11 protein-coding genes are annotated in these 12,030 nt (G+C 74.4%); 5 read left to right on the top strand and 6 right to left on the bottom strand.

Annotated features, from left to right (window positions below):
* Position 1: 1 nt before the first annotated feature.
* Together ACR9ZK_RS01115 and ACR9ZK_RS01110 are read right to left on the bottom strand one after the other, a co-directional pair.
* Positions 2-2,242, bottom strand: a complete 2,241-nt coding sequence (locus ACR9ZK_RS01115; RefSeq protein WP_481339143.1) for an ATP-dependent DNA helicase RecG — start codon at positions 2,240-2,242, stop codon at positions 2-4.
* Positions 2,243-2,246: 4 nt separating this feature from the next.
* A complete protein-coding gene (locus ACR9ZK_RS01110; RefSeq protein ID WP_481339140.1) occupies positions 2,247-4,046 on the bottom strand; it encodes a DAK2 domain-containing protein in 1,800 nt (599 codons plus the stop codon).
* A 150-nt stretch (positions 4,047-4,196) separates the two neighbouring features.
* Here ACR9ZK_RS01110 and ACR9ZK_RS01105 point away from each other — a divergent pair, with 150 nt between their 5' ends.
* Together ACR9ZK_RS01105 and rpmB are read left to right on the top strand one after the other, a co-directional pair.
* Positions 4,197-4,973, top strand: coding sequence for a fructosamine kinase family protein (locus tag ACR9ZK_RS01105; protein ID WP_481339138.1), 777 nt, complete (start codon positions 4,197-4,199; stop codon positions 4,971-4,973).
* A 165-nt stretch (positions 4,974-5,138) separates the two neighbouring features.
* Complete coding sequence (gene rpmB / locus ACR9ZK_RS01100; RefSeq protein ID WP_076259851.1) at positions 5,139-5,327, top strand: 50S ribosomal protein L28; 189 nt, start codon at positions 5,139-5,141, stop codon at positions 5,325-5,327.
* Between the two features lie 296 nt (positions 5,328-5,623).
* Here the strand turns inward: rpmB and thiL are convergent, their stop codons facing one another.
* Positions 5,624-6,685, bottom strand: coding sequence for a thiamine-phosphate kinase (thiL, locus tag ACR9ZK_RS01095; RefSeq protein WP_481339134.1), 1,062 nt, complete (start codon positions 6,683-6,685; stop codon positions 5,624-5,626).
* Between the two features lie 206 nt (positions 6,686-6,891).
* Between thiL and ACR9ZK_RS01090 the strand changes: the two genes are divergently transcribed.
* Complete coding sequence (locus tag ACR9ZK_RS01090; protein WP_323096899.1) at positions 6,892-7,125, top strand: Lrp/AsnC family transcriptional regulator; 234 nt, start codon at positions 6,892-6,894, stop codon at positions 7,123-7,125.
* A 72-nt stretch (positions 7,126-7,197) separates the two neighbouring features.
* Positions 7,198-7,683, top strand: a complete 486-nt coding sequence (locus tag ACR9ZK_RS01085) for a DUF3515 family protein (RefSeq protein ID WP_481339130.1) — start codon at positions 7,198-7,200, stop codon at positions 7,681-7,683.
* Positions 7,684-7,689: 6 nt separating this feature from the next.
* On the opposite strand, the gene ACR9ZK_RS01080 is transcribed toward ACR9ZK_RS01085, so the two are convergent.
* Complete coding sequence (locus ACR9ZK_RS01080) at positions 7,690-8,829, bottom strand: D-alanine--D-alanine ligase family protein (RefSeq protein ID WP_481339127.1); 1,140 nt, start codon at positions 8,827-8,829, stop codon at positions 7,690-7,692.
* Positions 8,830-8,877: 48 nt separating this feature from the next.
* On the opposite strand from ACR9ZK_RS01080, the gene ACR9ZK_RS01075 reads away from it, so the two are divergent.
* The gene (locus ACR9ZK_RS01075) at positions 8,878-9,960 is read left to right on the top strand and encodes a trans-sulfuration enzyme family protein (RefSeq protein WP_481339123.1); all 1,083 of its coding nucleotides are present in this window, start codon (positions 8,878-8,880) and stop codon (positions 9,958-9,960) included.
* Between the two features lie 46 nt (positions 9,961-10,006).
* On the opposite strand, the gene ACR9ZK_RS01070 is transcribed toward ACR9ZK_RS01075, so the two are convergent.
* Positions 10,007-11,002 (bottom strand): NAD(P)H-dependent glycerol-3-phosphate dehydrogenase, encoded by a 996-nt coding sequence (locus ACR9ZK_RS01070; protein WP_481339118.1) that lies wholly within the window; start codon positions 11,000-11,002, stop codon positions 10,007-10,009.
* The gene (locus tag ACR9ZK_RS01065; protein ID WP_481339115.1) at positions 10,999-11,805 is read right to left on the bottom strand and encodes a lysophospholipid acyltransferase family protein; all 807 of its coding nucleotides are present in this window, start codon (positions 11,803-11,805) and stop codon (positions 10,999-11,001) included. Before ACR9ZK_RS01065 ends, ACR9ZK_RS01070 begins: the two co-directional genes overlap by 4 nt.
* Positions 11,806-12,030 lie beyond the last annotated feature (225 nt).

Below are 12,030 nucleotides of genomic sequence, written 5' to 3'. Positions count from 1 at the left end.
GTCAGCCCCTCTCGAGCCAGGCGGCCTGCTCGTCGTCGAGTCGCATCGCCACGGCGGCCGCGAGGGCCGGGTGCTCGCGCAGCTGCGGGTCGGCGTCGACGAGGGCGAACGCGTCCTCGCGCGCGTCGGCGATGATCTGCTCGTCCTCGACCCGGCCGAGTCGCAGGTGGCGCACCGAGCTGCCGCGCCCGCTCTGGCGCGAACCGAGCACGTCGCCCTCGCGGCGCAGCTGGAGGTCGACCCGGGCCAGCTCGAAACCGTCGCTGGTGGCCGCCACCTGCTCGAGCCGCTCGAGGGCGCGCTCGCCGGGGTCGTTCGTCATGAGGAGGCACAGCCCCGGGACGGCACCGCGGCCGACCCGCCCCCGCAGCTGGTGCAGCTGCGAGATGCCGAAGCGGTCGGCGTCGACGACGACCATGACCGACGCGTTGGGCACGTCGACGCCGACCTCGATGACGGTCGTCGCCACGAGGACGTCTACCTGGCCGTCGGCGAAGGCGCGCATCGTCGCGTCCTTGGTGTCCGCGTCGAGGCGGCCGTGGAGCAGGCCGAGCCGCAGCCCCGCGAGCGCCGGGGTGGAGGCGAGCTCGTCGAGCATCTCGTGGACCCCGGTGAGCTCGCGGCGGGGGGTGTCGTCCGCGTCCTCCCCCTCGCCCTCCCACTCGGTGTCCCAGTCGGACGCGTCCTCGGAGTCCGCGCCGGCGTCATCCCGCGACGGGGCGTCGTCTCCTCCGATGCGGGGGCACACGACGTAGGCCTGGTGGCCCCGGGCGACCTCCTCGGCGACCCGTTGCCACGTCCGCTCGACCCAGCCGGGCCGCTGGGCGTCGACGACGTGCGTGGCGATGGGCGACCGCCCCCGCGGCAGCTCGCGAAGGGTCGAGGTCTCCATGTCGCCGAAGACCGTCATCGCGACGGTGCGCGGAATCGGTGTGGCGGTCATGACGAGCACGTGCGGTGGCCGGATGCCCTTCTCGCGCAGGGCGTCCCGCTGCTCGACGCCGAAGCGGTGCTGCTCGTCGACGACGACGAGGGCGAGGTCGGCGAACTGGACGTGCTTCTGGATGAGGGCGTGGGTGCCGACGACGATGCCGGCCTCCCCCGATGCCGCGTCGAGGAGGGCCTTGCGACGGGTGGCGGCGTTCTGGCTGCCGGTGAGCAGGGCGACCGTCGTGCCGTGCTCCGCACCGCCGAGCCGGCCGCCCTCGGCGAGGTCGCCGAGCATGGCCGTGATCGAGCGGTGGTGCTGGGCCGCGAGCACCTCGGTGGGGGCCAGCAGCGCGGCCTGGCCGCCGGCGTCGATGGCCGCGAGCATCGCGCGCAGGGCCACGACGGTCTTGCCCGAGCCGACCTCGCCCTGGAGGAGGCGGTGCATCGGCCGGTCGGAGGCCAGCTCGCGCGTGAGCACCTCGCCGACGTCGCGCTGGCCCTGGGTCAGCTCGAAGGGCAGCCGCTCGTCGAAGGCGGCGAGCAGACCGCCGGGGCGCGGCGGCCGCGGGGTGGCCAGCTCGGCCTCGGCCGCCTTGCGGCGCTGGGCGAGGATGGTCTGGAGCACGAACGCCTCGTCGTACTTGAGGCGGTCGAGCCCGCGGGAGGGCCGGTCCTCCAAGGCCGGCCGGTGGACCAGCTCGAGCGCCTCCCGGCGCGACAGGAGCCCGCGGCGGTCGCGCACCTCGTCGGGCACCGGCTCGCGGACGCGGTCGACGGAGTCGAGCGCGGTGTGGACCAGCTTGCGCAGGCGCAGGGAGTTGAGCTTCCCCGTCGTGGAGTAGACCGGTACCCGGTGCGTGCGGTACCACTCCACCGCCGCCTCGCCCTGGTCCTCGTCGTCGAAGAGCTCGTACTCCGGATGCGTCAGCTGCAGGCGGCGGCCGTAGGCCCCGATCGTGCCGACGAAGAAGCCGCGGACCCCGGGCAGCAGCTTCTTCTCGTGCCCGTAGGCGCTGAAGAAGGTGACGTCGAGCTCGTTGCCGAGGTCGTCGCCGATGACGACGGTGAGCATCTTGCCCCGACGGTTGCGCATGGCCCGGGTCGAGGCCGACCTGACCTCGGCGACGACGAGGACGTCCTCCCCGACGTGCACCGACGAGAGGTCGGTGAGCTGGCCGGGACGCACGTAGCGCCGAGGCACGAACTCGAAGAGGTCGCCGACGCTGTGCAGGCCCTTGGTCCGCGCCAGCTGAGCGGCGTCCGGCTTCTGGAGCAGCTTCGTGAGCGGGGAGTCCTCGGTCAGTGCGGCCACGGCGTCACTCCACCCCGAGCAGGACGCTGTAGACGGGCTGGCCGCCGTCGATGAGGCTGACCTCGATGCCGTGGTGGGCGGCACGGGCCTCGGCCGTGACGGCCTCGAGCAGGCCCTCGGGCGCGTCGACCCCGGCGACGACCGTGACGAGCTCGCCGCCGCTCGCGAGGAGGCGGTGCACGACCTCCCGCGCCACGCGCAGCTGGTCGGACCCGACGATGACGACGTCGCCGTCGACGACACCGAGCACGTCGCCCGGACGGCACGGTCCCCCGCTGGTCAGCGCGGCCCGGTTGGCGAGGGTGACCGCGCCGTGCCGGGTGGCCGAGGCTGCCGCCTGCATCGCCAGGACGTTCTCGGAGGCGGCCGCGTCGGGCTCGAAGACCGCGACCGCGGCGATGCCCTGGACGGCGGTGCGCACGTGGACGAGGTGGGCCTCGATGCCGTCGTCGGCGGCGGCCCGGACGGCAGCCGCGGCGGCGAGCAGCGTGTCCCCGTCGTTGGGCAGCACGACGACACCGCCGGCACCGCGCGCGTGCTGGGAGCGGATGGCGTCGATGAGGCCCCCGGTCGAGGCACGGCGGCCCGGCCCGGAGCGCACGACCACGGCTCCGGCCCTCTCGAAGAGCGACTCCAGCCCGGAGCCCGCCGCGCACGCGACGATCCCGGACGCCGACCCGTGCGGCCCGGCGTGTGCCGGCGCGGATCCGCGCGCGCTCACGGTCTCGCCGGGGGCGGCCCCGCTGTGATGGGGGTGAGCATCGGCCAGGGACGTGATGCGCACCCGGTGCGGCCGGCCCGCCTCGATGCCGGCTTCGACGGCGGCCCCCGCGTCGTCGACGTGCGCATGGACGTTCCACTCGTCGTCACCGCCGACGACGATGACGGAGTCGCCGAGCTCGAGGAGGCGGGAACGCAGGGCGTCGACGGCCGCGTCGTCGGTGTCGCGCAACAGGTACATGACCTCGTACTGCGGGGAGCCCTCGGCGCCATGCTGGTCGTCTGCAGCGCCGGACAGCACCGGGTGCGCGCGGCCGGGTCGCAGTCGCGAGCGCCGCTCGGACGCGTCCAGCTCCGGTCGGCCGCGCTGCCCCGCACAGACCCGCTCGAGCGCCTCGAGCAGGACGACGAGCCCGGCCCCGCCGGCGTCGACCACCCCGGCCCGCGCCAGCACCTCGAGCTGGTCGGGGGTGGCCGCGAGAGCCACGCGCGCGGCCCCGAGCGCGCCGGTCGCCACGACGTGGACCGGCACCGGATCCTCGCCGCAGCCCGCGTCGACGGCGCGTGCGGCAGCGTCCGCGGCATCGGCCATCGCGCTGGCCACCGTGAGGATCGTGCCCTCCTTCGGGTCGGTCACCGCCTGGCGGGCCCGTTCCTCGGCGCGGCGCAGACCGGCGGCGAGCACGACGCCGTCGATGCGCTCGGCCGACGCACAGCCCTCGGCGAGTCCCCGGGCCAGCTGGCTGAGGATGACGCCGGAGTTGCCGCGTGCGGTCCAGAGCAGGTGGCGCGCGAACGTGTCGAGCAGCGCCGCGGCCGTGTCGGCCTGGCCTCCGGACAGCGTGCGCTCGACGGCACCGTCGAAGGTGAGGTAGAGGTTGGTGCCGGTGTCGCCGTCGGGCACCGGGAAGACGTTGAGCGCGTCGATCTCGGCGCGTCGGGCAGCGTAGAGGGACCGGGTCAGCACGGCCCAACGGCGCACCGCGACGAGGTCGAGGAGCGTCAACGGCCCGTCGGGCTGCGGCTCGGCGCCGGACAAACGGTCCTCCTGCTCGTCCTCGTGCTGGTGCTCGTCGTGGTCCATCTCGTGGTGGTCGTCGGTGTGCTCGTGGGTGTGCTCGTGGGTGTGCTCGTCCGGCGGGCCCGTCCACCGTCCCCACCGTGCTCGGCAGGCTAGCGGTTCACCCCGACCGTCGCATGCACCGCGCCCCCGCCTCCGGCTACCTTGGCCGTTGTGTCGAGTGCCTCCGCCGCCGTCCACCGCAAGTCCTGGGACGGCGCCCCCGACGGCTTCTACGCGGTCGAGGCGGCCGGGCTGCGGTGGCTCGCGGAGGCCGAGCCCGCCGGCGGGGTCAGGGTCGTCGAGGTCCGCTCGGTCGGACCGCACCACATCGACCTCGCCCGCCTGCACCCCGCCGCGCCGTCGGCAGCGGCGGCCGAGGCCCTGGGCCGGGGCCTGGCGACGACGCACGCCGCGGGAGCCCCGGCCTTCGGGGCGCCGCCAGCGGGCTGGACGGGCGACGCGTGGATCGGCCGGCAGGTGCAGTCCAACGACCCCACGCCGACCTGGGGCCTGTTCTACGCCGAGCAGCGGGTGCGGCCGTTCGTCCGCAGCGCGGTGCGGGCCGGCCACCTCGACGAGGACGGCGCGCGCATCGTCGAGCGGCTGTGCGACCGGATCGCCGCGGGCGAGCTCGACGACGACCGGCCGCCGGCCCGCATCCACGGCGACCTCTGGTCGGGCAACGTCGTGTTCACGGTCGAGGGTCCCGTCGTCATCGACCCTGCGGCGCACGGGGGCCACGGGCTCACCGACCTCGCCATGCTCGCCCTCTTCGGCTGCCCGGGCCTGGACCGCGTCACCGCCGCGTATGCCGAGGCGGCCGGACTCGAGCGCGGCTGGCGCAACCGCATCGAGCTGCACCAGCTGCACCCGCTCGCCACCCACGCGTCCTCGCACGGACGGGCCTACGCCGCGCAGCTCGTCGAGACAGCGCGTGCCCTCTCGTGAGCGGGCGGCGGCCGCTGCCGGCGCCGTTTTGTCGTCCGCCCACGTCGTCGGCTACTCTTGACCGGTTCCCCCGTCCATCGACCGGGGTGACGCGCGCTCTCGCGCGTCCACCGCGGACGGGCCGGAGTCAGCACTTCCTCATCATCGAGCTTTCAGGAGATACCCGTGGCTGCCAACTGCGACGTCTGCGGCAAGGGGCCGGGCTTCGGTCACAACATCTCGCACTCGCACCGCCGCACGAAGCGCCGCTGGAACCCCAACATCCAGCGCGTTCGGACGCTGGTGAACGGTGTGACGCCGAAGCGCCTCAACGTGTGCACGTCCTGCCTCAAGGCGGGCAAGGTCGCGCGCTGAGCGCACGACACCCCAAACGCTGAAGGCCGGTACCCCCTCGGGTGCCGGCCTTTCGTGTACCCGACGCGTCCGCAACCCGACCCGATGCGTCCGCCACCCGACCCGATGCGTCCGCTACCCGACGCCGCAACACACCGAGCAGCTGCCAACCGGTGCGGGGTACACCTGCCGTGGTTGGCAGCTGCTCGGTGTGTTGCCGTTCGGAGGGGGCCGCGGTCGGGTCCCTGACGCCGGGGCGCCGGGAGGTCGCGACGCGGCGGAGAGGATGCGGAGGGGACGCGCGTACCCCGGACGCGTCAGCTCGGCTCGCCGCGGAAGTGGTCCCAGCCGGTGTGCGACACGGCGCGGCCGGCGACGAGGATGCCCGGCCGCTCCCCCGGCGCCGGGGTGCGGATGCCGCCGAGCCGGTGCCAGCCGTCCGGCACCCCGCCGGGCGGGAACGCGGCGAGCAGCGAGTGCTCCTCGCCGCCGGCGAGGACGCAGTCGAGCGCGGCCTCGCGACCCAGGACCGCCTCCAGCAGACCGACGTGCGGCTCGAGCAGGACCGGGTCGAGGTCGACGACGACGCCGCTCGCGCGGGCGACTCGGCCGCCGTCACGCAGCAGCCCGTCGGACAGGTCGAGCATCGCGGTGGCACCGGCACGCGCGGCGGCCGGGCCCGCGTCGAGCGGCGGCCGCGGACGCCGCTGCCGCTCCACGGCCTCCGGCAGCCGGTCGCCGGCTCCCCGACCCAGCAGGAGGAACCCGGCGCCGGCCAGGCCGAGGGAGCCGCACACGGCCAGCTCGCCGCCCGGGCGCGCACCGGAGCGCAGCACCGGGTCGCCGTCGAGGGCGCCGAGCGCCGTCACCGACGCCATGACGACCCCGGCGGGGGCCGAGGAGAGGTCTCCGCCGAGCACGTCGACGCCGGCCGCGCGGCACGCGTCGGCGATCCCCCGCGCGTGGTCGAGGACCCACTCGACGCCGACGTCGGGGTCGACGACGAGCGTCACGAGCACACCGGTGGACCGGCCGCCCATTGCCGCGACGTCGGCGAGGTTCTGGGCCACGACCTTGTGCCCCACATCGGCCCCGGAGGACCACGCGTCGAGCCAGTCGCGGCCCAGGACCATGGTGTCGGTCGTGGCGATCGTCCGCGGCGTGGTGCGCAGCACGGCGGCGTCGTCGCCCGGCGCGACGTCGAGGTCGGGGCCTGCCGGGAACAGCGGCAGGATGCGCTCGAGGAGCGTGTCCTCGTCGAGCGTGCGCAATGGGGTGCCACCGGTCAGCATCGGGCCGCGAGCCGCGCGGTCGGCGGCCGGTGGCACGGAGGCGACGGTCGGCCGCCCGGGCTGCGCGCTCGCGTGCAGGTCGCTCACCCGACCCCTCCTCGTCCTCCGGCGTCGCGCCGGCGTCCCTGCGCCGTGGCGCTCGGTCTCACCGCCGGGCAGGGGCCGGCTTTCCCCGGGACGTGGGTCCCATGGCAAGGTAGCGTCTGGGCAGCGGCACCGTCACACCGAGGGTGCCCTGCACGCCGCGTGCCGCGGCACCCCGCCACAATGCGTCCAACACAGTGAGGTGACACGTGGTCCAGGCCTACATCCTGATCCAGACCGAGGTCGGCAAGGCCGCCAGCGTCGCGGAGCAGATCGCCGGCATCTCGGGGGTGACGCTCGCCGAGGACGTCACCGGTCCCTACGACGTCATCGCGCGCGTCGAGGCCCAGAACGTCGACGACCTCGGCCGGCTCGTCATCGCCAAGCTGCAGGACGTCCCCGGCATCACCCGGACGTTGACCTGCACCGTCGTGCACGTCTGAGGCCTGACGACCCTGAGCAGTCCCGTCCCGACGGCTCCGGCCACAGCGTCCACAGCGCCCACGGCGCCCACCGTGACCAGGACCGGCACCACCACCGACCGCCCGACGGCGGCGCCTCGCGGCGCCGCCGTCGCGCTGTTCCTCGCCGGCCTGGCGGTGCTCGCGCTGACCGGGTGCAGCCGCCCGGTCGAGGTCGCACTCGCCCCCCAGGCCTCCGCACCGGTGTGCCGCGACGCGACCTGGCCGCTGACGGTCAGCGGCCACGCCCGGGTCGGCACGTCACCCGACGACAGGTCGGTCGCCGCCTGGGGTGACCCGGCGCTCATCGCCCGCTGCGGTCTGGACCCGCTCGGGCCGACGACCGACGAGTGCGTGTCCGTGGACGGCGTCGACTGGGTCGTCCGCCGCCTGTCCGACGGCTCGATGGCCACGACCTACGGCCGCGACCCGGCACTCGAGGTGCTCGCGCCGAACGCGAACGGGCCGGTGCCGCTCCTGCTGCCCGCCTTCGACGAGCTCGCCCGCTCGCTGCCCGCGACCGGACGCCGCTGCAGCTGAGCCGATTCAGCGCAGGCCGGTGCGGCGCTCCAGGGCGAGCGAGATGAGCTCGTCGATGAGGTCCGGGTAGGCCAGCCCGGAGGCCGCCCACATCCGCGGGTACATCGAGTGCGGTGTGAACCCCGGCATCGTGTTGATCTCGTTGATGACGACGTCGCCCGAGGGCGTGTAGAAGAAGTCGACGCGGGCCAGGCCCTCGCAGCCGGCGGCCTCGAAGGCGAGCACCGACATCTCGCGGACGCGCTCGGCCACCTCTACCGGCACGTCGGCCGGGCACTCGAGCCGCACGTCGTCCTCGGCGAGGTACTTGGCCTCGAAGTCGTAGAAGGCGTGGTTGGCCACGACGACGGCCTCGCCGAGCTCGCTCGTGCGCGGGGCGTCGGTGCCGTGCCCGTCGAGGACGCCGCACTCGATCTCGCGGCCCACGACGGCGGCCTCGATGACGACCTTGGGGTCGTGCTCGCGCGCGGCCTCGACGGCCGCCCGCAGGTCCGACGCGTCATCGACCTTGGCGATGCCCATGCTCGACCCGGCGCGGGCCGGCTTGACGAAGACCGGCCAGCCGAGCTGCTCGACGCGGGACAGCGCCGCCTCGGGGTCGCGGTTCCACTCGCGGTCGGTGATGACGACGTACGGGCCGACCTTGAGACCGGCGGCCTCGAAGACGACCTTCATCATCGCCTTGTCCATCATGACGGCCGAGGCCGTGACACCCGAGCCGACGTATCGCACGTCCGCGAGGTCGAGCAGGCCCTGGATCGTGCCGTCCTCGCCGAACGGGCCGTGCAGGAGCGGGAACACGACGTCGACGTCCCCGAGGGCGCGCGGCGGGCTGCCGGGCTCGAGCACCGTCAGCGAGCGGTCCCCGGTGCTGAGCGGCACGACGACCGACGCGCCGTGCCCGTCGACCTCGGGCGTCTGCCCCGGCAGGAGGCGCAGCGGCTCCGGGTCGTCGTCGACGAGCACCCAGTGGCCGTCGCGGGCGATGCCGACGGGCACGACCTCGTACCTGTCGCGGTCGATGGAGCGCAGGACGCTGGCCGCCGTCGAGCAGGAGACGGCGTGCTCGGAGGAGCGGCCTCCGAAGACGATGGCGACGCGCGGGCGGCGGCTGTCCTGGGCGGGCTGGGGCTGGTCCGTGGTCATCAGACGAGACTCTATCCCGACCTCCGGGACCCCCTCGTACGCTGAGGCATGGCCACCGAGGCGCATCCGGACCCCCACGTCGACACCTACCTCGTCGCCGCCGGCAGACCGCCGCGCGAGGGCGGCGCCTCGCCCAACCCGGCCGTCGAGCTGACCTCGACGTACGTCGCCGACGGGCCGGTCGGCTACGCGCGCTTCAGCAACCCGACGTGGACCGCGTTCGAGGAGGCCCTCGGCGGGCTCGAGGGCGGCCGCGCGCTCGTGCACGCGTCCGGGATGGGCGCCGTCGCCGCCGCGCTGTCGCTCGTCCCGGCCACCGGCACGGTGCTCGCGCCGGACCAGACGTACAACGGCACCGTCGACCTGCTCGACGCGTTCGAGAAGGCGGGCGGCACGGTCGTGCGCGTGCACGCCACGGACACACCCGGTTTCCTCGACGCGCTCCCCTCGGCCGACCTCCTGTGGCTCGAGTCGCCGACGAACCCGCTGCTCGACGTCACGGAGCTCGACGTCGTCCTCAGCCGGGCCCGAGACCTCGGTGTGACGAGCGTCGTCGACAACACCTTGCCGACGCCGCTGCTGTGCCGGCCGCTCGGGCTGGGCGCGGACGTCGTCGTGCACTCGGTCACCAAGTACCTGTCCGGCCACAGCGACGTCGTCCTCGGTGCGACGGTGGTGGCCGACACCGAGCGCGGGCGTTCGATCGGCGAGCGCCTGCTGCGGCACCGGACGCTGCACGGTGCCGTCGCCGGGCCCCTCGAGGTCTTTCTCGCGCTTCGCGGCCTGCGGACCCTCGCGCTGCGCTTCGAGCGTGCGTGCACGAACGCTGCCGACCTCGCCACGCGGCTCGCGACCCACCCGTCGGTGACGCGGGTCCGCTACCCGGGTTCGGGCGCCATCGTCTCGATCGAGGTGGCCGGTGACGTCGCCGCGGCCGAGCGGGTGTGCGAGGCGACGCGGCTGTGGCTGCACTCGACGAGCCTCGGCGGCGTCGAGTCGCAGGTCGAGCGCCGCCGGCGCCACCCGTCCGAGCCGACGTCGGTCCCCGAGACCCTGCTGCGGCTCTCGGTCGGGATCGAGCACGTCGAGGACCTCTGGGCCGACCTCGACCAGGCGCTGCGCACCGCCTGACGACGCCGGGCCACCGGGGCCCCTGGGGCCCGGGGCCCCTGCGAGCTCAGTGCTTCTCGGCCTTGAGGTCGCGCGACATGAGGCGCGGGCCGACCTCGCTGGCCGGGTGGCCGTCTCGGATGACCGCGACGACCTGCTCGCAGATCGGCATGTCGACGTCGTGCTCGCGGGCGAGGGTGAGGATCGACTCGCACGACTTGACCCCCTCGGTCGTCGTGCGCATCTCGGCGGTGGCCTCCTCGACGCTCATGCCCCGTCCGAGACGGACGCCGAAGGAGTGGTTGCGCGACAGCGGCGACATGCACGTCGCGATGAGGTCGCCGACACCGGCCAGGCCCATGAAGGTCTGCGGGTGGGCGCCGAGGGCCAGGCCCAGCCGCGTGGTCTCGGCCAGCCCCCGAGTGATGATCGTGGCCTTGGTGTTGTCGCCGAAGCCCAGACCCTCGGCCATGCCGGATGCCAGGGCCACGACGTTCTTCGTCGCGCCGCAGACCTCCGCCCCGATGACGTCGGTGTCGGTGTACGGCCGGAACCACGAGGTGGCGCACGCCGACGCGACGAGCTCGGCGGTGCCCATGTCGCTGCACGCGACGACGCCGGCCGCCGGCTGTCGCAGGGCGATCTCGGGCGCGAGGTTGGGACCGGAGACGACGACGATGCGGTCCTCACCGACCCCGGCCTCCGCGATCACCTGGCTCATCCGCATCGTCGTGCCGAGCTCGACACCCTTCATCAGCGACACGACCGGCGCCCGGGCCGGCAGGGCGGCGCCCCACTGCGCGAGGTTGCCGCGCAACGTCTGGGAGGGCACGGCCAGCACGACGACGTCGGCGCCGTCGAGGGCCTCGGTGGCGTCGACGGTGGCGCGAACGGTCGGCGGCAGCCGCAGCTCGGGCAGGTACTCGGCGTTGCGGCCGGCGTTGATGCCGGCGACGAGCTCGGCGCGCCGCGCCCACATCCGCACCTCGCAGCCCGCGTCGGCGAGGATCGCGGCGAACGCGGTGCCCCAGTTGCCGCTGCCCATGACGGCGACGCGGGTCACGACGGGTCCTCCTCGACGCTCCCCGACCGGCCGGACGGGCTCGGGCCGCCGACGTCGTCGCCGCGGTGCGGGTCCCCGTACTCGGTCAGGCCGTGGCGGCGCGGGTCGAAGCGTTCGTGCGGCGACCGCTCACCGCGGATCTCCTCGAGCAGCTCGGTGATGCGGTCCATGAGCCGGTCGGTGGCCTCGCGCAGCGTCCGCGTGTCGAGCGGCCGGTCGTAGAGGTCGGACAGGTCGACGGGCGGCCCGGCGATGACGTGCATCGTCTTGCGCGGGAAGAGCGACGGTCGGTGGGCGTAGGGCGGCAGGATCTCCTGGGCGCCCCACTGCGCCACGGGGATCAGCGGGCAGCGGGTCTCGAGCGCCACGCGCGCGGCACCGGTCTTGCCGCGCATCGGCCACAGGTCGGGATCGCGGGTGATCGTGCCCTCGGGGAAGATGCCGAGCGCCTTGCCGGCCCGGACGCCGTCCACGGCGGCGCGGTAGGCGTCGGTGGCGGCGACGGAGTTGCGGTAGACGGGGATCTGCCCGGAACGGCGCAGGATCATGCCGACGACCGGGATGTCGAAGAGGCTGTCCTTGGCCAGGAAGTAGGTCTCGCGACCGTTGTCGAAGAGGAAGTGCGCGAACGGCAGCGGGTCCGCGTAGGAGATGTGGTTCGGGGAGACGACGAACCCGCCCTGCCGGGGGATGTTCTCGACGCCGCGCCAGTCCCGTCTCGTCAGCAGCAGCAGCGGCCGGCGCAGGAGCAGGGCGGCGAGGCGATAGGCCCACGGCAGCCGCCTCGGTCGGGCACCCGTCACGTCGTCACGTCCTCCTCGTCGTGCCCGCCCCTCGGCGTGGCTGGGCTTCATCTTGTCCACCTCGCGGCGCGGTGTCGAGCGGCCTCGCGGCGAGTGGGACGATGGGCGTCAGCATGACAACCGCCCCGGACGCCTCGACAGCCGCCCCCGCCACCGGGCCCTGGCGGGTCGTCGTCCCCGTCAAGGACCTGTCTCTTATACACATCTGACGCTGCCGACGACGGA

Source organism: Monashia sp. HAY1-5C (assembly GCF_056755255.1).
The sequence above is the reverse complement of the archived record's forward strand: the minus strand, read 5'-3'. Positions and strand labels throughout refer to the sequence as shown.

Bases quoted from the DNA above. Each gene is read 5' to 3' on its own strand.
- ACR9ZK_RS01110 (WP_481339140.1), bottom strand. From the start codon at position 4,046: ATGGACCACGACGAGCACCAGCACGAGGACGAGCAGGAGGACCGTTTG.
- ACR9ZK_RS01080 (WP_481339127.1), bottom strand. From the start codon at position 8,829: ATGACCACGGACCAGCCCCAGCCCGCCCAGGACAGCCGCCGCCCGCGC.
- ACR9ZK_RS01075 (WP_481339123.1), top strand. From the start codon at position 8,878: ATGGCCACCGAGGCGCATCCGGACCCCCACGTCGACACCTACCTCGTC.